The 23018-nt window shown below is 45.7% G+C and carries 20 protein-coding genes; 8 read left to right on the top strand and 12 right to left on the bottom strand.

Features of this window, described 5'->3' with window-relative positions; translation table 11 throughout:
* Positions 1–10: 10 nt before the first annotated feature.
* The 6 genes from G496_RS0109215 (at position 11) to G496_RS0109190 (ending at position 10194) form a co-directional block, all read left to right on the top strand.
* Positions 11–3364, top strand: coding sequence for an Hpt domain-containing protein (locus G496_RS0109215; protein ID WP_084407529.1), 3354 nt, complete (start codon positions 11–13; stop codon positions 3362–3364).
* On the top strand, positions 3361–4374 hold the full coding sequence (gene cheB, locus G496_RS0109210; protein WP_027179030.1) for a chemotaxis-specific protein-glutamate methyltransferase CheB: 1014 nt from the start codon (positions 3361–3363) through the stop codon (positions 4372–4374). Before G496_RS0109215 ends, cheB begins: the two co-directional genes overlap by 4 nt.
* Before the next feature lie 3 nt (positions 4375–4377).
* Positions 4378–5580 carry a SpoIIE family protein phosphatase gene (locus G496_RS0109205; RefSeq protein WP_034632902.1) on the top strand — a complete coding sequence of 401 codons (1203 nt, stop codon included), beginning with the start codon at positions 4378–4380 and terminating at the stop codon, positions 5578–5580.
* A 17-nt stretch (positions 5581–5597) separates the two neighbouring features.
* Positions 5598–7403, top strand: a complete 1806-nt coding sequence (locus G496_RS19290) for a methyl-accepting chemotaxis protein (RefSeq protein ID WP_051294945.1) — start codon at positions 5598–5600, stop codon at positions 7401–7403.
* Positions 7404–7509: 106 nt separating this feature from the next.
* On the top strand, positions 7510–8196 hold the full coding sequence (locus G496_RS0109195) for a response regulator (RefSeq protein ID WP_027179028.1): 687 nt from the start codon (positions 7510–7512) through the stop codon (positions 8194–8196).
* A 216-nt stretch (positions 8197–8412) separates the two neighbouring features.
* Positions 8413–10194 (top strand): HAMP domain-containing sensor histidine kinase, encoded by a 1782-nt coding sequence (locus G496_RS0109190; RefSeq protein WP_034632899.1) that lies wholly within the window; start codon positions 8413–8415, stop codon positions 10192–10194.
* Between the two features lie 85 nt (positions 10195–10279).
* Here the strand turns inward: G496_RS0109190 and G496_RS0109185 are convergent, their stop codons facing one another.
* Genes G496_RS0109185 through G496_RS0109175 form a run of 3 tightly spaced genes read right to left on the bottom strand, consistent with a single transcriptional unit; the run spans position 10280 to position 13272 of the window.
* Complete coding sequence (locus tag G496_RS0109185) at positions 10280–11707, bottom strand: sensor histidine kinase (RefSeq protein WP_027179026.1); 1428 nt, start codon at positions 11705–11707, stop codon at positions 10280–10282.
* A 21-nt stretch (positions 11708–11728) separates the two neighbouring features.
* On the bottom strand, positions 11729–12475 hold the full coding sequence (locus tag G496_RS0109180; RefSeq protein ID WP_245577889.1) for an adenosylcobinamide-GDP ribazoletransferase: 747 nt from the start codon (positions 12473–12475) through the stop codon (positions 11729–11731).
* A gap of 2 nt (positions 12476–12477) precedes the next feature.
* The gene (locus tag G496_RS0109175; protein ID WP_027179024.1) at positions 12478–13272 is read right to left on the bottom strand and encodes an SAM hydrolase/SAM-dependent halogenase family protein; all 795 of its coding nucleotides are present in this window, start codon (positions 13270–13272) and stop codon (positions 12478–12480) included.
* A 374-nt stretch (positions 13273–13646) separates the two neighbouring features.
* Here G496_RS0109175 and argS point away from each other — a divergent pair, with 374 nt between their 5' ends.
* Positions 13647–15290, top strand: coding sequence for an arginine--tRNA ligase (argS, locus tag G496_RS0109170; RefSeq protein ID WP_027179023.1), 1644 nt, complete (start codon positions 13647–13649; stop codon positions 15288–15290).
* 38 nt (positions 15291–15328) lie between these two features.
* Positions 15329–16075 carry an SPOR domain-containing protein gene (locus G496_RS0109165; RefSeq protein ID WP_027179022.1) on the top strand — a complete coding sequence of 249 codons (747 nt, stop codon included), beginning with the start codon at positions 15329–15331 and terminating at the stop codon, positions 16073–16075.
* Positions 16076–16239: 164 nt separating this feature from the next.
* On the opposite strand, the gene G496_RS0109155 is transcribed toward G496_RS0109165, so the two are convergent.
* The 9 genes from G496_RS0109155 to rbr form a co-directional block, all read right to left on the bottom strand.
* Complete coding sequence (locus G496_RS0109155) at positions 16240–16761, bottom strand: ferritin (RefSeq protein WP_027179021.1); 522 nt, start codon at positions 16759–16761, stop codon at positions 16240–16242.
* A 153-nt stretch (positions 16762–16914) separates the two neighbouring features.
* Entirely contained in the window at positions 16915–17940 is a 1026-nt protein-coding gene (gene cydB, locus G496_RS0109150) for a cytochrome d ubiquinol oxidase subunit II (RefSeq protein ID WP_027179020.1), read from the bottom strand.
* A gap of 30 nt (positions 17941–17970) precedes the next feature.
* The gene (locus G496_RS0109145) at positions 17971–19278 is read right to left on the bottom strand and encodes a cytochrome ubiquinol oxidase subunit I (RefSeq protein ID WP_027179019.1); all 1308 of its coding nucleotides are present in this window, start codon (positions 19276–19278) and stop codon (positions 17971–17973) included.
* A gap of 22 nt (positions 19279–19300) precedes the next feature.
* Positions 19301–20005 (bottom strand): DVU0298 family protein, encoded by a 705-nt coding sequence (locus G496_RS0109140; RefSeq protein WP_027179018.1) that lies wholly within the window; start codon positions 20003–20005, stop codon positions 19301–19303.
* Positions 20006–20106: 101 nt separating this feature from the next.
* A complete protein-coding gene (locus G496_RS0109135) occupies positions 20107–21315 on the bottom strand; it encodes an FprA family A-type flavoprotein (RefSeq protein WP_027179017.1) in 1209 nt (402 codons plus the stop codon).
* A gap of 195 nt (positions 21316–21510) precedes the next feature.
* On the bottom strand, positions 21511–21672 hold the full coding sequence (gene rd / locus G496_RS20880; RefSeq protein WP_084407528.1) for a rubredoxin: 162 nt from the start codon (positions 21670–21672) through the stop codon (positions 21511–21513).
* A 36-nt stretch (positions 21673–21708) separates the two neighbouring features.
* Entirely contained in the window at positions 21709–21888 is a 180-nt protein-coding gene (locus G496_RS0109125; RefSeq protein ID WP_027179016.1) for a rubredoxin, read from the bottom strand.
* 52 nt (positions 21889–21940) lie between these two features.
* Positions 21941–22327, bottom strand: a complete 387-nt coding sequence (locus tag G496_RS0109120; RefSeq protein WP_027179015.1) for a desulfoferrodoxin — start codon at positions 22325–22327, stop codon at positions 21941–21943.
* A 36-nt stretch (positions 22328–22363) separates the two neighbouring features.
* A complete protein-coding gene (gene rbr / locus G496_RS0109115) occupies positions 22364–22939 on the bottom strand; it encodes a rubrerythrin (RefSeq protein WP_027179014.1) in 576 nt (191 codons plus the stop codon).
* Between the last annotated feature and the right edge of the window lie 79 nt (positions 22940–23018).

The following is a 23018-nucleotide window of genomic DNA, read 5'->3' as shown; positions in this document are numbered from 1 at the left end:
CGGTGAATACGTGACCCGTGATATGGCAGATCTTTCCATGCTGGAACTTTTTCTTTCGGAGGCTCAGGCTCACACCGAAGTCCTTTCCGGCGGCCTTAAAGATCTGACCGGAAAAATCAGCCCCCAAAGAATAGAGCCGCTTATCAGGGCCGCAACAGCTTTGCGTGGAGCTGCAAAGATAGTCGGTCTTGATACCTTAAACAGTATTGCCGAAGCGATGCTTTCGGCTTTCAATTCCATGAAATCTTCCGGCAGGGCCGACGAGGGGCAGCTTAAGTCCATACAGGAAGCAATCTCTTTTATTGCTGATCTTTCGCAGCTTGATGTTGAAGATGTTGATGACTTTCTTGAAGAACATGCCGATTTTGCCGCAGGATTACCCCGGACAATAAATTCTGCGGCAGCAACTGCAACGAGAAGTGAAGAAAGTGAAATAATCAGTTCTGCAGCTTATAAGGCTGAAGAGCATGTCCATTCAGCCGCTGTGGACAGCTCTATGATGGATCTTTTTCTTTCAGAAGCCAGTGAGCATTCTGCAACTATTTTAGCTGCTCTTGATAGTCTGGCTGAAGAATATTCCGATAAAAAAATAGAATCTCTGATCCGCGCTGTAGGAGCCATTAAAGGAGCCTCCAGAATTGTCGGTCTTTCTTCAGTTTCACAGGTTGCGGAAAGTATGGATGGTGCTTTCGGGGGTATCAAGAAATCAGGAAATCTTTCTGATGAATTAAGAATAAGCCTCAAAGAGTGTGCAGACTTTTTTAAAAATATTTCAGAAGTAGACCATGAAAATGTTGCTGAGTGGCTGGAAAAGCATTCACAGCAGGCTGATGATCTTTGCAAAGGAATTTTAGAAGCTGAAAAGCGCATGCAGGATTCCGGCAATGAGGACGCATCCCAAGGAAATGTACCCGGAGCTGATCCCCTTGTAGAGGTGAAAAAAGCCCCGGTGCAACAGGAGGAAAGTCGGCCCGTTTCTAAAGAAAGCCGTGCTGATGTTTCGGCAAAGAAAACCGAAGCCAAGGCAGCGGAACTCGCTGATATGTCCATGCTGGACCTCTTTCGCATGGAAGCGGAATCAAACTCGCAGGCTCTTTCTTCCGGCCTTGTCGAACTTGAAAAGGATCAGTCGCCGGAGCGGGTTGAACCCCTTATGAGGGCTGCCCATTCGATGAAAGGTGCTGCGCGGATTGTCGGGCTTAATGACGCAGTAGGTCTTGCCCATGCCATGGAGGATCTGTTGGTTTCCTGCCAGAATGGTGAAAAAGTACTTACCTCAGCTCAGATTGATCTTCTTCTGGCTGCAACTGACGTTTATGCTGAGTTAGCAAAAGTTGATGCTGCCAGTATAGAAAACCGACTTCAGCATCTGCGTGAAAAAATGGAGAAGCTGCAAGAGGGGCTTAGGGCTCCGGCTGAAGAGGTTGAGAATTACTTTGAAAGTTCAAACGCAGTCCTTTCCGGGGAATTTTGTGTCGGAGGGACTGAATTTTGTGAAATTAAAGATTACGATAATGATTTAAATGATGAAGCTGGCAATCGTGATCAGGAAGAAAATGCAGAACTTCCTGAAAATACGGAAGTCTATGCTACAGAACTTAATACCGAAGGCCAGAATAATTCCACGGCAAATGAATCGGTGGTCCGAGTTTCAGCAGGGAGTTTGAACCGGCTGATGGCTCTTGCTGGAGAGTCTCTGGTTGAGTCTGGAAGGCTCGAACATTTTGCAGCGTCATTGCAGCGGATAAAAGTTAATATGCGTGAAGTGATGCAGCTGCTTGATTCCACATGCGAGCGGGTTGAAAAAGGTGAACCTTCGAAGGATGTTGTCGCTGAAATTAAATCCGCCGGAAATGAATGCCGCCGACTTTTATCACAGCATATAGGGGAGTTCGATCTTTATCAGCGCCGTCTTGATAATGTTTCAGGACGTCTTTACCACGAAGTTATATCAAGCAGAATGAGACCTTTTTCTGATTGCGGAAAAGGTTTTCCGCGTCTGGTGCGGGATATTGCCAGACAGCTGGGTAAAAAAATAGATTTGGTCATCGAAGGTGAAAATACTCCTGTTGACCGTGATATTCTGGACCGGCTCGAATCGCCCCTGAACCATCTTGTCCGCAATGCTGTTGACCACGGGATTGAGTATCCTGCCGAGCGGGTAGAGGCCGGAAAAAGTGAAACCGGGGTAATTAGAATGACCGCCGGACACCGGGCTGGAATGCTTTTTATAGAAATCCGCGATGACGGCCGGGGGATGGAACCCGAGAAAATCCGTGAAAAAGTTATTGAGCGTAATCTGGCCCACGGGAGAATGGCTGCTGAACTTACCCGCTCAGAACTTATGGAATTTTTATTCCTGCCCGGTTTTTCTACTGCCGGTGAAGTTACTGATATTTCCGGCCGGGGTGTCGGACTGGATGTTGTTCATGCCATGGTTCAGGATGTGGGAGGAACCGTAAGGGCTGAATCCAATCCGGGACGGGGCATGATTTTTTCTATGCAGCTTCCGCTTACTCTTTCGGTGATAAGAACTCTCCTAGTTAATATTTCGGATCAGCCATACGCAATCCCTCTTAGTAGAATCAGCCGTATTTCAAGGATAAATCCTGATGAGATAGAGCTTTCAGAAGACCGCCAGTATATTCGTCTTGATGGAAACAATGTCGGACTCATTGCCGCAGCCAAAATTCTGGGAACAGGAGGTGTGCCGCAATGTGAGGGCGGATTTAAAGTTATAGTAATAAGTGATCGCATGAACCGCTATGGTCTGATTGTTGATGATTTCATCGGGGAGCAGGACCTTGTGGTACGCCCGCTTGATCCACGGTTTGGAAAAATTCCCGATGTCAGTGCCGTGTCCTTGATGCCTGACGGAAGTCCGGTGCTTATTCTGGATGCCGAAGATATGGTGCGTTCAATTGACAATCTGCTTTCCGGTGGACGCCTTGGTAAAGTGAGCGGCGAGAAGAAAGGTGAAGCCCCTGTGCTGAAAATTCTGGTCGTGGATGATTCACTTACCGTGCGCGAGGTTGAGCGGAAACTGCTGGTTAACAACGGATATGAAGTTGATACTGCGGTTGATGGCATGGACGGGCTTAATGCCGTTGTTTCTGGGAATTATGATCTTGTGGTTACTGATGTTGATATGCCCAGAATGAACGGTATTGAACTGGTCAGACGAATTAAATCTGATGATTCTTTAAAGGGTATCCCGGTAATGATGGTTTCATACAAGGATCGTGAAGAAGACCGTATAAGAGGACTTGATGCCGGGGCTGATTATTATCTTACCAAGAGCAGTTTCCATGATGAAACCCTTTTGTCTGCGGTCAAGGATTTGATCGGAGGTGGTGCAAGATGAGGATAGGTGTAGTTAATGACCGCCCCCTTGTTCTGGAAATTATATGCAGTGTTGTTGCTGCCGCAGGGCATAGAGTTGTCTGGAAGTCCACGGAAGGTGCTCTGGCAGTAAAGCTGTGCTGTGAAGATACCCCTGATCTGGTGCTGATGGATCTTAACATGCCGGTTATGGATGGAGTTGAGGCTACCAGAAAGATAATGTCGCTCTGTCCCTGTCCTGTTCTTGTTGTGACCTCGGATGTTCATAAGCATGTTTCTAAAATTTTTGAAGCCATGGGCGCCGGAGCTCTTGATGCCGTCTCAACCCCTGATGGAAGACCATCGGAAAATTTAAGTGGCAAAGGCGGTTTTCTCGATAAGATTGCAATGATTGAAAGGCTTGGTAAAAATCCGGTTCAACGCAATGTCAGAGGTACACCCGTCAGGAAAAGAACTCCGCTGCTGGCAATCGGTTCCTCAACCGGAGGTCCCAGCGCGCTTGCAGCCATCCTTGGTGCTCTGCCGGAAAATTTCCCTGCGGCTGTAGTTATAATCCAGCATGTTGACGGTTGTTTTTCGGACAGTCTTTCGCGCTGGCTGGACAGTCAGGCCGGAATAAAGGTTCGTCTGGCCGTGGCAGGTGATACTCTCAAAGTAGGGGAAGCCCTTATTGCCCCCGGAAATAAGCATCTTGTTATCGGTAAAAACGGTGTTCTCAATTTCAAGCCTGATAACGGGGAAAGTCCTTATGTGCCCTCAGTGGATATTTTTTTTAAAAGCCTTGGCGAGCTGTCGCCGGTTCCCGGATCGGTTGCGGTCCTGCTTACCGGTATGGGAGCCGATGGAGCTGAAGGGCTGCTGAAACTGCGCAATCTCGGTTGGACAACAGTTGCTCAGGACAAAGAAAGCAGTGTGGTCTGGGGGATGCCCGGAGTGGCTGTGAAGATGGGAGCTGCAACACATATTTTACCGCTTGAAGCTATTGGACCGACAATGGTCAGGCATTTTAACAAAGCCCGAGGAATGGAGTGATATATGAGTGGACTGGACAGTACTGAGACTCTGCTTACTGAACATAAGATAACCGTGCTTCTTATAGACGATCAGCCGCTGGTGGGTGAAGCTGTTCGGCGGATGCTTGAGGGCGAGGAAGATATTGATTTCCATTTCACTTCAGACCCTGCCGGAGCCATCCCCATAGCTCAGGAGCTTGAGCCGACAGTTATTCTGCAGGATCTTGTAATGCCTGAAATTGACGGAATGACCATGGTCAGGTTTATGCGGGCAAATAAAAAGCTTAAGGATGTTCCTCTTATTGTTCTTTCCACCAAAGAGGAGGCGGCCACCAAAGCTGAAGCTTTTGCTCTCGGGGCCAACGACTATCTTGTTAAACTGCCGGACCGCATAGAGCTGCTTGCTCGTATCCGTTATCACTCCAAAGGTTACATCAACCTGCTACAGAGAAATGAAGCTTATGAAGCATTGCTGGAGAGTAGAAACGCAATGCGGAAGGAACTGGCTGTTGCTGCTGATTATGTTACCTCCCTGCTTCCTTCTCCTGTAAAGGAAGGAGTTGTGATGGCTGACTGGCGATTTATCCCCTCTGCTTCACTTGGCGGGGATTCATTTGGTTATCACTGGCTTGATGAGGATAATTTTGCCATGTATCTTCTTGATGTCTGTGACCATGGTGTCGGTTCCGCCCTGCTTTCAGTTTCCGCCATGAATGTGCTGCGTTCGCAAACTCTTCCTGATACCGATTTTTTCAAGCCGGAGATGGTTTTGCAGTCTCTGAATGAAACTTTTCAGATGGAAAAGCAGAATAATCTGTATTTTACCATGTGGTACGGGGTGTATAATAAAGTTGAAGGCACTTTGACATTCTCCAGCGGAGGACATCCTCCGGCTCTTCTTATCAGAGACGGTGAAGCCAGTCTGCTGCGGACCACAGGTATGATTATCGGCGGTATGCCGGGGATGAATTACACCAGTGATATGGTCGGGGTCAAAGAAGGCGACCGCCTTTATGTTTTCAGTGACGGGGTTTATGAATTAAAAAAGGCTTCCGATGGAAAAATGTGGGAGTTTGAGGAGTTCGTAAAATTTATGACCTCATGCAATGGTCCGCTGGGCGATCCTGTTGAAAAATTATTGACCCACACTAGAGCTTTGCAGGGTGCTGATGCGTTTGATGACGATTTTTCCATGATTGAATTTGAGTTCAATCAAGTTAAGTAAATATAAGGTGGAAGGTGATGAAAATTCGTAAACAGTTCATGATAGGCTGCATAGTTTTCTGCGTGGCTCTGACAGGAGCGATTCTGCTTTTGATATCAAATTTCAGCAGAAAAACCCTTTTCGAAGAATACAAGGGCAAAGCGGAAATAATGCTGCACACCATGAAGGCCGTCCGCAAGCATACCGGGGCCGTTATCAGACCTGTTGCCACGAAGCTTCTGCCGCCTGATGAATTTGTTCCGCAGCTACAGTCAACATCATACACCGCCAACAATGTTTTTCAGAGAATACCTGAAGAATTCCGCAACTCAATTTCTTATAAAACCGCATCCATAAAACCTCGTAATCCGGATAATCTGGCTACAGCGGTGGAAGCACGGATAATTTCAAAACTTGATGACATGCATTCTGCCGGTAAAAAAGCCTTACTGGAAGGAAGCTATAAAATTAACGGCCTTGATTATTATGTTGTGGCTGAGGGGGAAGAAAACAAACCTTCCTGTATGGAATGCCACGGTACTCCGGCTGAAGCTCCGGAATCAATGAAAGAGCTTTATCCTGTTGAAACGGATAAAGGTTATAACCGGCTGCCCGGAAGGATTGAATGCGCGCAGATTGTCTCTGTTCCTCTTGCCGCTCTTGAAGCGGCTTCTGCGGGAACTCTGAGTACGACAATTGCCGTTGCGGCTGCGTTTACTGTTCTGGCAATTTTATTTCTTCTTTTTGGTTTGAATATTATCTTCAAACCGACACAGGCCTTCACTGAAATTGCAAAATTTATTTCTGAAGGTGATCTTGATTCGGCCTCGAAGCGCATTGATCAGATGCGTAAATCAGCCGCCAAGGGGGTTATTTCAAAACATCTTATCAGACCGGGGAATGAGATCGGTGATCTTGTTGTCTCGTTTGAAAAAATGGTTGCCGGACTTGGTGAACTTATAGGCAATGTCAAGGATTCTGGAAGGATGGTTTCTTCTTCGGCGGTGCACATCAGTTCTACCGTGGGCAGAATAGATGAAAATGTTTCCAGACAGGCCGCTTCAACCAACGAAGTGACCGCAACCAGCAGACTGATAAGAGAGACTTCAAGAGAGCTTTCCACATCCATGAAAGATGTGGAAAAAAGTACTGAGGAGTCTGCCAGACTGGCCGGAAATCTTCAGGAGAATATACATGCAAGAGAGAAATCCCTGCTGAATCTTGTAAACTCAACTGATAATGTTTCGGACCGTCTTTCTGCCATTAACGAAAAGGCCGGAAGTATTAATAATATTGTAACAACTATAGCTTCCATTGCAGATCAGACCAATCTGCTTTCACTTAATGCGGCGATAGAGGCGGAAAAAGCCGGACAATACGGTCAGGGATTTTCCGTTGTTGCCCGTGAAATCAGAAGGCTGGCAGATCAGACTGTTATAGCTGCCGAAGACATCGAGCAGATGGTTCGCGATATGCAGAATGCTGTTGGAGCCGGTGTCATGGAAATGGATAAATTCAATCAGGAAGTTCGTTCCAGTGTTGATGAGGTTCAGACCTTGAGCCGGGATCTCGGGGTTATCATAGAGCAGGTCGGAGTCCTTAAACCGAGTTTTGATGAAGTTTCACAGTCCATTGGTGATCAGGCCTACAGTGCTGAGCAGATAAATGAAGCCATGAATGATTTGAGCGATGTTGCGGCAGGTACAGCGGAATCCATACAGGAATTTAAAAGGGCTGTGGCAAGTCTTAATTATACAGTTCAAAGTCTGAACGGAACTGTCTCCGGATTTAAAATCGGTTTATCTTCTGAGGCTGATATGGATAGCGAACATGACCCGGATTAAGACATAATTAACATATACGATGTCTAAATTTAACGAGTCTGTAACGAAGAGGCCTTTATCACCTTGAATGTGACAGGTATGGTGCATCGCAAAAGGAGATTATAACGTGTCAGTAGAAAAAATACTGGTGGTCGAAGATAATAGCGATACTTTGGAATTGCTTAAATATAATCTGACCACTTCCGGATACAGCGTTGTTACTGCTATGGATGGTCATAAAGCTCTTGAACAGGCCCGTAACGAAAAACCGGATCTGATCCTTCTTGATCTGATGCTTCCGGGACTCGACGGACTTGAGGTCTGTCGCAGACTTAAACAGGAAGCCGGTATTCAGCATATCCCCGTGATCATGCTCACCGCCAAGGGCGAAGAAGTTGACCGTGTCGTTGGTCTTGAACTTGGGGTTGATGACTATGTGGTCAAGCCCTTCTCTCCAAGAGAGCTGGTTCTAAGGATTAAAGCTGTCCTGCGTAGAAGCTCTGAAACAGAGTCAGAAAAACCTGATAGATGGGATCGTGATGGTCTCAGTGTAGATTTTGAGGCCCATACTGTTGTTGCCAGCGGAGAAGAAGTTCCGCTTACCGCCACTGAATTTAAACTTCTTTCAGAGCTTTTACAGCACGAAGGTAAAGTCAGGACCCGCGACCACCTTCTGGATACTGTCTGGGATACTCATTTCGAAGGATATTCCAGAACAGTTGATACCCATATCAGACGGTTGCGTCAGAAACTCGGTGAGTTTGCAGACTACATCGAAACTGTTCGCGGCGTCGGATATCGTTTCAAAAGCTGATATCATTTATTCCCGATCTGATTTTTAATTGCTGTCCGTATCCTGCGGCAGGTGGAATACTATTGTCTTTTTTCACCTCTGCCGTTTGTTTTCTATTTTTTTATATGTGAGCGCTATTATTAATCTTATTGTAACACAATTGTTACCGCGTCCTGTTATACAATTAAATTTAAGTACAATTATGTGCGGTAAACAATGATTTTAATGGGCTGACCAATGCTTATTTCCGACAATCTGTCGTTGAAAACAAAATTATTTGTAGTGGTCCTTTTCCTAGCTGTCGTCTGCGTGAGTCTGCCGCTGGCACTCGCGTATCGTCAGCTCAATTCCGATGTTGTTCACGAAGCTGAAAGCGGAGCAAAAGAAGAGCTGGCTCTTGCCCGGCGTCTGCTGGATAAGTCGGATGATTCAAATATTGCTGTGATGGTTTCATCTGTCAGCAGTCTTATAGGAAGGGAAATTGTTTTTATAGGTAATGATGGTGAGCTGTATTCCGGGGCTTCATGGCTTGATTCAGGAGGTGACCTGTTGAATCGTCCTGAAGTTATAGCCGCTGTTAAAGACGGGACTGGTTTTTCACATGGTACTGATCCCGTAACCGGAAATAAGGTTTTATATGCGGCCATGGCTGTCATAGATCTGCCTGATATCCCTAAAGGAACACTGCTGATTGAAGAGCAGATTCCAAAGGCCGGTAAAAGTCTGGAAACAGTGCGCAGCGTTTATTTATGGTCGATTCCTGTAATAATTTTACTTTGCTATGTGAGCATTAGAATTCTTGTTCTTCAACTGTCAGAGTCTGTCAGGTCCATGGTTCGTACTGCTGAGGCTGTTGGTCAGGGAAATTTTAAAAGACGAATTAGAAATCTCCCCGGAAAAGAATTTCTGCCTCTTGCGGAATCCATAAACTGGATGGCCGAGAGAATTGATGAGCATGTAGCAATCATAACCGGTCAAAAGGATAAACTTCAGGCTGTTTTGAACGGTATGTGGGATGGAGTTATGGTCTTGGATTCAGAGTGTAGAATAAACAAGGTGAACAGATCCATGAAAGAGATTGTCCACGGCATAGAAGACAGTATCAACCGTAATCCGCTTGAGGTTATTTCAAGCCCGGATTTTCAGGATACATGCCGTCAGGTGATATCAGATGATGGCCCGGTTTCGGCTTCCATTCAGCTGGCTCTGGACGGTGATCGTGTTTATGAAGTGAACATTGTAAAATCTGCTAATTCCATAGGCCCCGGTCAGGGACCGGGAGCTATTGCCGTATTCCATGACATAAGTGAGATCAAGCGACTTGAAAAAGTCAGACAGGATTTTGTTGCCAATGTATCACATGAGTTGCGGACCCCGCTGACTTCGGTAAAAGGCTATGCTGAAACATTGCTCAGTGATCCGCCACCGCCGCAGACTCTTCAGAAATCCTTTCTTGAAACAATTAAGAAAAATGCAGATCACATGTGTAAAATTGTTGATGATCTGCTCAGCCTTTCCCGCCTTGAAGCAGGCAGAGCGCAAACGGATTTCAGGGTTTTTGATCCCGTTGTATGCATTGAACAGGCTTGGGAGGCCTGCTCTTCACTGGCTGAGGCCAGAGGGACTGTTCTTGAAAGCGACCTTGAGGATCATGAAAATTTTATTGAGGCAGACCCTGATCAACTGATGCAGGTTTTCAGGAATCTTTTTGAAAATGCCATAAAGTACGGCCCGGAAGAGTCCCTGGTTGAAGTTGTTCACCGTGTGGACTCCGGCATGTTGCGAATTGAAGTCCGTGACAGTGGTCCGGGTATTCCCGGCAGTGACCAAAAAAGAATTTTCGAGAGATTTTATTCAGTACAGAAGCATCGCCGCAATGAGTTTGGCAGTACCGGACTCGGGCTTGCCATATCACGACATATAGTAAGGAATCATGGTGGTGATATCTGGGTTGAAAGCCCGCCGTCAGGTCGCTCCAGAGGAACTTCGTTTATTTTCACCTTACCGCTTGCATCATAAATAGAATTACAAAATCCGGCCCTATTTCAATAGGGCCGGATTTTACTATAAATGTGTTTAAATTTTTTTATTAAAAGCCCATAGGCTAAAGAGTTGCAGGCAGTTCTATAATTACAGTTGTTCCTTTTAGGTCTGAAGTTTTCATTTTTATATCTCCGCCATGAACCCCGGCAATAAGGCGGGCTGAATAAGTGCCTAGACCTGTTCCGTGTTTCTTGCCGGATGTACTGTATTTGCTGAAAAATTTAGTGCGCATTTCCTCAGGAACTGCACCGCTGTTATGGATTTCCATACGGATCGTTTCATCGTCCTGCCTGAGGTTTATGCTTATGGGCTGGTCCGCCAATGTAGCTTCAACAGCATTCTTGATAAGGTTGCCGAACATGGAGAACAATAATAATTCTTCGCCTTTTATATGAAAAACTTCCCGGTTCGAAACTGTTTCCCCGTTGATCTGTATGAGCAGGCCTGAATTTTTATTCAGCAGCAAATCTTCGAGATCTGTTCTGATTCTGGTGATCAGGCGCACTATATCTACTTCAGCAGGAGTAATTTCATAAATTCCTGCCTCCATTTTATAAATATCATGGGATTTGCTCAAAAGGCCGTTCATTTTATAGCCGGCATCCTGAATCATTTTTAAGATATTTTTACGTTCCTCGTCTTCTTCATCAGCAGCCAGAAGGTGAGGAAGATTTATGACGGCATTCAGTGGAGTCTTAAGATCGTGGCGGGTTATTTTTTCAACATCTTCACGGAGTCTTATTGTGCGCTGGTAGTTTATTATATCCTGAAGTGAAGAGGACAGCGTTCTGCAGAATTGTTCAAGGTAGTCTGTAGCCATTTCAGGATTGTAGCGGTCCGGATCAGAGTCATAAATAGAAAACAGACCTAACAGTTTTCCCGGATGGAATTTATCTTCAAGACCGTAGGCAAAGCATGATCCATTGCTTTCAGGAGTCATTGCAGGATCGGCAAAAAAAATGTCGGGACGCATCATTCTGGAAACAGGACCGATAAACAGGCGGTTTTCACCCTTGCAAAGGGTGGCATCGATAAAACGCATATAGCCTTTGAATATTGCTGTCGGCAGAGGCTGTTCCGGAAAGTCGGAGCATATCTGTCTGTCCATTACTACCGCGCAGCGTTCAATATGGAGAACGGAGCGAAGCTTATCCAGCAGTTCAGGAACTTCATTTAGCCCTTTTAGTTTATTAACCATGCCAGAAGCCGCACAGAACTTCTGAAAAATTTCCACATCAGTTTTATATGTGCCTATTGTTGTCCTAAGCTGCGACTCAAGCAGTTCTGTTTTCTTTTCAAGAGAGCTGTTGCGGTTGCGCAGAGCAAGGCAGGAGTCTTCCATGCGCAGGAGTTCATTTCTTGATAGGGCATAGTTTTCAAACAATATCTGAGAAACTTCTTCTGTCAGTTCAGTATCACCTTTTGAGATCAGCTCTTTCAGTCTGTCGAGCATCATTCCGAAATCATTGGGAGTTGGAAGACTGTTCATTGGTAGTTTCCCTGAAATAATTTAACTGGTTATCAGACAATAGGATAAAGCAGCCGCTGTTTCACAGAGAACCAGAGCCGCACCAAGAAAATCACCATTGGCTCCGCGAACTTTTTCAGCCAGCCTGTATAGAAATAATATGCATAATGCACATAGAATGTAAGCGAGAAACTGAACTTTGATTTCAGTAAGCAGCAGTCCGAATATAAAAGTTATCAGAAATGCTGTTCCTACTGATTTAAAGGTTGCTCCGGCCATGAAAAGTGAGCCTTGGCCGGGACGGCTGAATTTCCTGCCGGCCAGACACATTGAAGCGTTGCCCAGTCTGCCGACCATAAATACCCAGATCAGGGTTCCGTATGCCTGTGCAGCGAGTATCTCTTTAAAAAGAAGAAACTGCCCGCCCACACTGAGAATTAAAGCCATCACTCCGAAAACTCCGCAACGGCTGTCTTTTACTATTTTCCAGAACCGCTCAGGGTTCGGATAGGGTCCGGCTCCGTCTGTAATGTCGGATATCCCGTCAAAGTGCAGCCCTCTGGTGATGTAGATACTTGCGCCAACCGCAAGCCATGCCTGAATATCAGGATGTGTTCCAAGAAGACCTAAGGCAAACGGAATACAGATAATAAAGCCCATGACAGCGCCTGTGAGCGGCATCCATGCTACTGTTGCGGCAAGTTCATCCGGCTCTACCATGCGTGGTGGAGCAAGGCGGGTCATAAAGCTCAGGGTTGTTATGAAATTTTTAAGTTGCTGTCTGATCATTTTTACCATGTGAATGTTACACTGTCTCCGGGGCCGAGGCTCAGTTCCTGAGCTGCGGAGCCTTTATTGACTGCCAGTTCATAAAATCCCTGACTGCCTATGATAAGCCCTGTTGTTCTGGGTTGAAGTTCTGCGTAGCAGGCGGCCCTGCGGACTATTCTGCTATCAGGATAGCGTGGCGGATTTTCAGGGAGTACAACCCGTTCCGGCAGGACGTGATTATCTCTGATATTAAGGATCAGGTTACCAAAGCGGTCACGATGCAGGACTATTGCTTCCACTCCGTTTTCCATCCATACAGGGCGGCTGATACCGGTGCGGGCAACATCTCTTAAAGGGAGCTTTGAGCCCATCAGTGAAAGTTGTTCTCCGGTTGATACTGCCGCGGCGATGGGAGCGAAAATATCTCTTCCGTGAAATGTAGCACTGGCGGCTTTTCTGGCAGCCAATGAGCTTAAATCTGTAACTATCATGGCTTCCGGACTGAGATATTCAGCTAGTTCGACCAGCCCGTTGTCAGGGGCAATTATGACTCGTGAACCAAGTTCACAACCTATTATGCGTCTGTTTGTTCCGACTCCGGGATCAATTACAGCAACAAAAACTGTATCCTGAGGAAAATGATTCAGGGCGGACCACAGGTAGAATGCTCCCTGAGTGATGCAGAACGGTTCAACCCCGTGGCTCAGGTCTATTACCGGTGAGTTTGGAGCATGTTTGGCAAGGACTCCTTTCATCTGGCCTACATAAGGATCGGTCAGACCGAAATCTGTAAGAAGGGCGATAGTTCTGTTCATAGCTGGATGACCTTGATTTCCTATTCAGTTTTAAAGTCCATATTTTAATGCACTATAATTAAGTGCTGTGTTAAATATAGATTCAAACTGTATTTATACAGTGACATTTTTTGCCGGGTTGGAAAAGTAGCAATCATTGTTTTACAGTGGTTATACCGGACTTGGAAGCCGTAAAGAAAGATGATAAAGCGAGAGACCGGATCAGCCCGGCAACTGTATCTTGATGCAGATTGCCTTGAGACGACAGAATCTTCAGCTTCAAATCTATTGTTCTGGCATAATTCCGTTTCCCGGCTTAAACTTGGAAAGGCAATAATGTTTTGTCATCGCACGGCATGATCTCATAATAATGTTAAGGAGATACGAAACCCGCAATGAAAGCTAAACTTCATCTTGAAAAAATACTTGGCGCAGTCCTTGAAGAAAAAGGATGGCAGTGGCCTGAAAAAGCCGTGCTGGAACCACCAAGGGACAAACAATTCGGAGATATGTCCGCCAACATCGCCATGATGCTGTCAAAGCAGGCAAAGATGAATCCGCGAGCAATCGCCGAAGATCTGAAAAGTGCCATCGGTGATGACAAATATATTGAGAAGATTGATATTGCCGGCCCGGGATTTTTGAATTTCACTTTTTCTCCGTCTTTCTGGCAGGATATGGTGCCTGAAGTTCTGGAGAAGGGAATTGATTTTGGTAAATCGGATATGGGTAACGGACGTAAAGTTCAGGTTGAGTATGTTTCAGCCAACCCTACCGGACCTCTGCACATCGGTCACGGGCGCGGAGCCGCACTCGGCGATTCACTGGTAAGAATCCTTGAGTTTACCGGACATGATGTTTCAGCAGAATACTATGTCAATGATGCCGGAAGGCAGATGCTCATACTCGGCAATTCAATATGGGTTCGCCTGCAACAGAGTCAGGGCAGAGATATTCCGCAGCCGGAAGATTTTTATAAAGGTGATTATATTCAGGATATCGCTGCCGAGGTTCTTGATCTCAACCCGGATATTCTTGAAAAAAGTGATGAAGAAGCCATCGCAATCTGCCGTGAATACGGAAAGGATAAAATTCTTAACGGAATAAAAACTGATCTGGCCGGATTTGATGTCCGCCATGATGTCTGGTTTTCTGAAAAGAGTCTTGTCTCCGCAGGTAAGGTTGAAGAAACTTTTAAAGACCTTACAGAACGCGGTATGGCTTATGAAGCAGATGGCGCACTCTGGTTCAAGAGCACCGACCTCGGTGATGACAAGGACCGTGTTCTGCGTAAATCCAATGGCGATCTGACTTATTTTGCTTCTGATATTGCATACCACGATGATAAATTTAAACGTGGCTTTGATACTGTTGTAGATATCTGGGGTGCTGACCACCATGGTTATATCCCCCGGATGCAGGCTGCCGTGGAAGCTCTCGGTAAAAAAGGCGGACTGGAAGTAATTCTGGTTCAGCTTGTAAACCTGCTGCGTGACGGCGAACAGATAGCCATGTCCACCCGTGCCGGGAAATTTGAAACACTTGAAGATGTTGTTAATGAAGTCGGCCGTGATGCCGCCCGCTTTATGTTCCTTTCCCGCAAGAGTGACAGTCATCTTGATTTTGACCTTGAACTCGTAAAGCAGCGGACAATGGATAATCCGGTGTACTATGTTCAGTATGCCCATGCCCGTATTTGTTCTGTTCTGCGTAAGGCTGCTGATGAAAAGTTTGAAATAAATGAAAATGATCTTTCCTGTCTTGCCCGTCTGGTGGAAGAAGAGGAAATTGATCTTTTGAAACTGCTTGATCAGTTCAGCGATGTTGCTGAAAACGCAGGACGCACCATGAGTCCGCACGCAATCAGTTATTATGTGCGTGATCTTGCTACAGTTCTGCATCGTTTTTATTCAAAACATCGCATTATCGGTGTTGAAGATGATTTATGCCGGGCCCGCCTTATTCTTCTTAAAGCTGTGGCCAGAGTTCTGCAGAACGGCCTTGCCCTGCTTGGTGTAAGTGCTCCTGAAAAAATGTAATTAAATAGCGTCATGGTTTGATCCGGACGGAGAAAAATATGGCTAATAAAAAGACTAAACCAGCTAAAGGTCCCAAGGAAGAAAAGATCTATACCTTCAATTTCAATCTGCCCAGCCTCATTGGTCTGTGTGCAGGTGCAGTTGTTGCGTTGTGTGCTTTTTTTGTCCTCGGAGTCCTGCTGGGACGCGGTTATCAGCCGGAAAAGGATGTTCCTGAACTGGCGATGGTCATGCCTTCTCAATCTGAGAATAAAACCGAAGGTATCAAAGGCGGAGTTCTAAAACCTGAAGAGCTGCGCTATATGGATGACCTTAAGAAAAATCCCGTTCCGGTAAATAAGGAAGAGCGCGAAAAGATTCGTGAAGAGGACCGGGAAAAAGCAGCAGCGGCACAGAAGAAAAAAGAAGAGAGAGAAGCTGAAAGGGATCGCAGGATAGCCGAGCGAAAAGCTCGCAAAGAAGCCCGGCAGGAAGCTGCCAAGGCCAAAACTCCTGCAAAAGCTCCAAAGCCGGCTGTCGCAGCAGCGGAAGCTGGAGCACCTGTCTATGACTATGTCTATCAGATCGCTTCATTTCTTGACGAGGCTAAGGCCGCAGGCTTTGCCGGGAATCTTCAGAAAGACAGCTTGAACGCTTATGTGGAATCAGCTGCAAGCGGCAGTAAAACCTATTACCGGGTATTTGTTAAATACACAGGTACAGCGGAAAGTACTGCCGGAATGAAAAGCGTTGTCGCAAAATATGGAATTAAGAAGCCGTTGCTGAGAAGCAAAGTTGAAAAATAGCAACAGCTGAATTCAGTTATGTTATTATAAAACCGGAGTGCAGAGTCACTCCGGTTTTTTTATGGAATGTATTCATGCCTGCTTTCAGTAACAGGCTGTTAAGATGAAATAGAAAAGCCCGCATCATATTCTGAAGCGGGCTTTTAAAAATCAATTAGAATGATTTAAGCGTTCTGGCTGCTCTGAGTCGGGGGAGTGAAAACTCTTAAAGCAAGGTCCTTATCGATGATGAACATACCGTTTCCTTCACCGCCGATAAGTTTAAGCTTATTGAGGACATCGTTAACGGAATCTTCCTCTTCAACCTGTTCACTGACAAACCATTGCAGGAATATGTTTGTAGCATGGTCTTTCTGTTCTATAGCCAGATCAACCAGATTATTGATCATGGAAGTAACCTTTTTTTCATGCGTAAGAACGTCTTCTACTGCGGCAAGAGGGCTTTCCCATTCGGTCTGCGGTCCTTCCACCTGTGTAAGAACAACTCTTCCACCGCGTTCAATGATGTAGTCATAGAACATCATTGCGTGGGCCAGTTCTTCCTGAGCCTGTACACGCATCCAGTTGGCGAAGCCGGAAAGACCGGCATCACTGAAGTATGCGGACATGGAGAGATAGAGATAAGAAGAGTACATTTCAGCATTCAGCTGTTCATTGAGAGCTTTTTCCAAAACCTTGTTGGACATTTCTTCCTCCTGCGAAGAGATTATATATTGAACTTAATTTTAAGCACTGCCGGATTATTGGCAAGTGATAAAAAAGGAAGACATCATAAATAAGAAAAGGCATCCGAAAAAATAATTCGGATGCCTTTATAAGTGTCATGAAGTAACAGTTTTTTAGTAACCGTGGTGATCAGCAAGATTCTCTTCTGTAATCTTTGTGGCAAACTTTTTATGCAGCCATGCCTGATAGATGATTACGATGGGAACCATAACCAGAGCAACGCAGAGCATAATCTTAAGCGTCATCTGGCTGGAAGATCCATTCATTGTGGTTACAGAGAAAGCCGGATTAAGGCTGGAGGGCAGAAGTGCCGGGAAAAGGCCTATTATTCCGAACATTGTTGTTGTCAGGATCAGTGCGGCTGAAAGAGTCCATGCCTTCCACCATTTGCGTGCTGAAATCATAGAGCGCATTGCAACCAGTGAGAAGATAGGAATGATGAGTATCAGCAGCAGAGCCGGATTCTGGAGGTAGTTGCTGAGCAGTTTGGTATAAACTGCACTGAGAGCCAGAAAGGCTACATAGACGGCAACCAGAACAGGCCAGATGATTGATGACATGTTACCGGCACGGACATTAAGTTCTCCTTCGGTTCTGGCGGCCAGCCAGAGGCAGCCGTGATTGGCGAAGAGAAGAACAAAGAGGATACCGCCACCGATACCGTAAGCGTTAAGCAGGGTAAAAAGGTTGCCGTGAAAAACGCCTTCAGCGTCAATGGGTATACCCTGAAAGATATTGGCAAAGGCAACTCCGAGCAGCAGTGCCGGAACAAAGCTGCCGATAATGGCCAGAGTATCCCAGAATTTACGCCAGAGCTTTGATTCAAGCTGTCCGCGGAATTCAAAAGCAACACCACGAAGAATAAGTGCTATAAGCAAAAGCATCAAAGCGGTATAAAGTCCGCTGAACATAACTGCGTAAGCTTTAGGGAATGCTGCGAAGGTTACGCCGCCGGCTGCGATGAGCCATACTTCGTTTCCGTCCCAGAAGGGTCCCATTGATTTATAAATTATCTGACGGTCCGTCTCGCTTTTAGCGAGAAAAGGAATCATTGATCCGAGTCCAAGGTCGTAGCCGTCAAGCATGAAATAAACGGCCCAGAGAACTCCCCATAAAAGGAACCATATAGTTTCTAGCATCATTATCTCCTTTTGTTTCTCGCCGGAAGGCTAAGCTTTTTCCGGGCCCTTGAGGGCGAACTTGGTGATCAGGAATATTTCCGCCAGTCCGAGTACTGAGTAAAGGAATGTCAGGGCAAAGAATGAAAATGCAACCTGGCTTGTTGCGATCGGCGAAACCGCATCGGAAGTTTTCATAAGCCCGTAAACAATCCACGGCTGTCTTCCAACCTCAGCCACGATCCATCCGGCCCACATGGAGACATAGGGCAGAGGTACCGTGAACATAAGTACAGTCAGCAGCAGTTTGTTCTCAGTAAGGTTGTTTCTGCTTTTCCAAGCCCAGAGACTGAGTAGAATGAACAGGGTTCCAAGACCGACCATGGCACGGAACGACAGGAATGTGAGCGTGACAGGAGGACGGTCTTCCTTGGGCCATTCTTTAAGGCCCTTTACCGGAGCACTGAATGAGTTGAATGCGAGGAAGCTGAGAGCTCCTGGTATTCTCATTATCTCAACACTGTTGGTTTCATTTTTTTCATCAGGAACCAGGAATAAGGCCATTGGTGCGCCGTCTTCATGGGTTTCCCAGAGAGCTTCCATTGCAGCCAGTTTTTCAGGCTGGTTATGGGAGACTTCCTGCGCATGGGCGTGTCCCTGAAGAGCAACAGCGAATGAGAAGATAAGTGAAAAATAAAGACCCAGTTTGAATGACTTGGTGAACAGTTCAATTTCATTTTTGCGCAGCAGATGATAGGCGCTGACACCCATAACAAAAAATCCGCCGACAATGAAAGAACCGAAACCGTTATGCAGGAACTGCTGCCATGCAAAACCGTTGGTAATGACATCAGTAAAGCTGTTAAGCTCAGCGCGTCCGTTGCGCATGATGTAGCCTACCGGATGCTGCATCCAGCCGTTGGCAAGAATAATCCACAGGGCTGAAAGGTTGGATGCTATGGCAACAATCCAGATACATACTGCGTGGAATTTGGGAGAAAGTTTTTTCCATCCGAAAATCCATGCTCCGAGGAATGTTGATTCCAGAAAGAAGGCGACAGTTGCTTCGATTGCAAGCAGTGAACCGAAAATATCACCAACATACTCGGAATACTTGGACCAGTTGGTTCCGAACTGAAACTCAAGAGTAATACCTGTTACTACACCGAGTACGAAATTGATTACGAAAAGTTTTCCCCAGAATTGGGTCATGCGTTTGTACGTTTCGTCTCCGGTACGCACATACTTGGTTTCCATAATGGCAACTAAAACTGAAAGTCCCAAAGTTAGGGGCACGAAAATGAAGTGGAACATAGTTGCCATGGCGAACTGCAGCCTTGACAGCAAAAGGACATCCATCATCAGTCTCCTTGTTCAAAGATTAAAGCTGATCCCCGGAAATTTTTCCAAGGGCTTCCCCGGCCAACTGTCCAACAGTAGTTTTAACGAGGGACCGGTCGCGATAGATTACCACGTCCTCATCTCGGTCCTTCAGTTTTCTCAGATGAACGGCTGCTTCTGTATTTCCAAGCAGTCCCAATCCCCAGCAGGCAATGCCTACGGTGGCGGGATCATGACTTTTAAGGGCGGTGACAAGATCATCAAAAGCCGGGGCTGCAATATCAGGGCGGCTTTGGGCAAGCCTGCATACGCCCCAGACAGCACCTTTCAAAAGCATGGTGAATTCAAGGAAGTTTTCCGGTTTGCTTTCTTCCTCATGAATATAACTCAAAACAAGCCTTCCATACTCCGAAGCCATTGCTTCACTTGAAGCACATATTTCCCCCATAGCTTCGGGAACGCCCCAGCCGCAGCCACCGGATTCTTCATTGAGCATCCATGTTATTCTGCGCATGACAACTCTGGCGCGGTCGATTTCTTCATCTGCAAGTCTTCCAACGACAATGCCGAAGGCACTTATGCCATGCCAGCGTACTTCTTCGGATATATCACAAAGTGAGGAAAAAAGGGGAGCGATAAGGCTTTGTGCCGGATGGACCTCCAGCAGCTTGTAAATTTTTTTATCCCAGTTTGTTTCAGCAAGTGCCGCAAGCACTTCTTTTTTGATTTGTCTTCCGCTTGGCATAATTGTTCTCCTTGACTGGTGAACAGAAAATATAAGTAAGATGAGATTCAGTGCTGGGAAAATCGGCGGAGGCGGACTAATCCGTCCTCCGCCGAAAATTATTATTTACCGGTTTTTTCGCGGATTTTTTTCGCAATGTTCAGGCCAAGTTCATAGCATTCCTTGAAAGTATCATGGTCAGGACGGTTGCGAACTTTGATGTTAGGTTCAACAATGTCCATTTTCATGTCTTCAAGCCACTGATTGAGAATCTTGACGCATTCTCCGCTCCAGCCGAATGAGCCGAAGCAGGCACCGATTTTATTCTGCGGACGCAGACCCTTGATATAGGTCAGGGCATCGGCAACACCGGGAAGAATTCCGTTGTTGTGGGTAGGAGAACCGAAAACAACAGCTGCTGATTTGAAAACTTCGCTCATAAGGTCACTGTGATGGTTTGCTTTAACGGACATTATGCGAACACTGCATCCGCCGTCAGCAATACCGGAAGCGATTGCACTGGCCATATTTTCAGTGGAGTGCCACATGGTGTCGTAAATAACCACGGCCTTGTTCTGAACTTCCTGACGGGCGTAGCTTGCGTAGGAATCAAGAGCAAATTTTACATCCTCGGCTCCGCGGAAGATAAGTCCGTGGTCCGGGCAGAGCATGTCAACTTCAATGTCCAGCTTTCCGAGAGCGTCAAGAGTTTTGATAACCTGCGGAGAGTAGGGGTTGACGATGTTTGCATAGTATTCAGCCATGCGGCGTTCAACAGAGTTTTTATCCAGTTCATCAACAAAACGTTCACTGGTTGCCCAGTTCTGACCGAATGCGTCACTTGAGATGAGCATTTTGTCTTCAACGACGTAAGTGAACATGTTGTCAGGCCAGTGAAGCATTCTTGTTTCAAAGAAACGCAGGGTGCGTTTACCGATGGAAACTTCTTCACCAGATTTGATCACATGGATAGGCCAGTCTGTAGTATCGAAAAATGTATCGAGAACTTTTCCGCCCATAGGGGAAACAAAAATCTTTTCTGGCTTTGCAAGCTCAACCAGCTTTTCCAGACATCCTGAATGGTCAAGCTCAAGGTGGTTGACTACGATGTAGTCGATTTCTTCAGGCTTGCACATCTGGGAGACGTTGCACAGGAACTGCTTCAGGTTATCACCCTTTACAGTATCAATGAGCACATTTTTTTCATCTTTAATAAAAAAAGCGTTATATGTTGTTCCTTTTGCGGAACGAGCATATCCGTGGAAATTGCGGCAATCCCAGTCAACAACTCCAACCCAATGAATTCCATCTTTTATCTCAACAGGTCTCACTTTTTTATCTCTTCTGTAGTTTAAAGGTTTTAAAAGCCGGAGAGGGGGGACCCTCCCCGGCTTAGTCAAAACGATTTGAAGCCGCTTATATATTGAGAATTAGAATTGATTGTATCCTACGGATATTCTGAGCCTGTTTAAAACAGCTTAATTTCCGCATGCTCAAGCGGCACATCTTCATAATTCCGGATTTAATTATTCTTCTACTTCGAAGTCATCTTTGGATGCGCCGCATACGGGGCAAACCCAATCATCAGGAATATCTTCGAAAGCAGTGCCTGGAGCGATATCTCCATCAGGATCACCTTCAGCGGGATCGTAAACCCATCCGCAGACGGTACAAACGTATTTCTTCATTTTTTTAACCTCTTGCATTTTTAATTAGTAAAAAAGTCAGGCTAATGGCTTGAACGATTTCTTAGAGGCTCCGCAGATAGGACATTTCCAGTCTTCTGGAAGATCCTTGAATGCGGTTCCTTTTGGAATTTTGCCTTTCCTGTCACCTCGGTCCGGGTCATAAACATAACCGCAGTTACCTACCTGACAGCGATACATTTCTTCTGGCGTGCTCATTATATTTTGCCTTAGCCTTCTTTAGGGTAATTTTGGGACTATAGATTATAAATTATGCTTTCCAAAGACCATGCAGGTTGCAGTATGCACGTGCAACTACAGGTTCAGAGCCGAATTTGCATCCGCAGAATTCAGCTTCAGGAGCATCACCGGGAGAAAGTTTCTTGAAGTATCCGTTGCTGCCGGAAGAGAGTTCAATCCATTCAATGTAATGCTTTTCTTCCATAGGATGAGCAACATCGCCAACTTTGACTTTGTAGCCGCCCTCGATTTTTTCGATAACGGGAACATGCTTTTCTTTAGCAGCATCAACAGTGTTTTCAGTCATAAGAACCATGTCTTTACCACAACAGACGAGGTCTCCTTCGCCTTCATGAAGAACCATTACAATATTTCCGCAAACTTCACATTTGTAAATCTGATAGAGTTCTGTAGCCATTTTACTATTCCTCCTTTTGAATTCATTAAAAAAAAATTACCAGTTTTCGCAAGCAAGTTTGAAATGGGCTTTAGGATGGTCGCATGCGGGACACTTCTCAGGAGCTTTATCTCCGTAGTGAATGTAACCACAGTTTGCGCACTGCCATTTCACTTTTTCTTCCTTCTTAAACACGGTATCGTTTTCTATGTTTTTAGCAAGGCCAAGATATCTTTTTTCGTGAAATTCTTCCGCAATTGCAATGTGTGAAAATACTGAAGCAATAAGATGGAAACCTTCTTCTTCAGCAATTTTTGCAAATCCGGGATACATTTCGGAATGTTCGTAATTTTCTCCGCCTGCGGCTTCCTTGAGGTTTTCAAGGGTGTTTCCGATTACACCTGCAGGATAAGAGGCCTGAATTTCCAAGTCCCCGCCTTCCAGAAATTTAAAGAGTCTTTTGGCATGCTCTTTTTCCTGATTGGCTGTTTCGGTGAAAACGTCAGATATCTGTACAAAGCCTTCTTTTTTTGCCTGTGAAGCAAAGTAGGTATAGCGATTTCTGGCCTGGGATTCCCCGGCAAAGGCGATTAAAAGATTTTTTTCTGTCTGAGAGCCTTTAAGACTAGGCATAGTTGTAATTCCTCCGATTCTAGTGATTTTGAATTGATAATCAATCTGAAGATACAATAAGAATAACAGGACTGGAGAA

The organism is Maridesulfovibrio bastinii DSM 16055 (genome assembly GCF_000429985.1).
In the GTDB taxonomy this organism is placed as follows: domain Bacteria; phylum Desulfobacterota; class Desulfovibrionia; order Desulfovibrionales; family Desulfovibrionaceae; genus Maridesulfovibrio; species Maridesulfovibrio bastinii.
The sequence above is the reverse complement of the archived record's forward strand: the minus strand, read 5'-3'. Positions and strand labels throughout refer to the sequence as shown.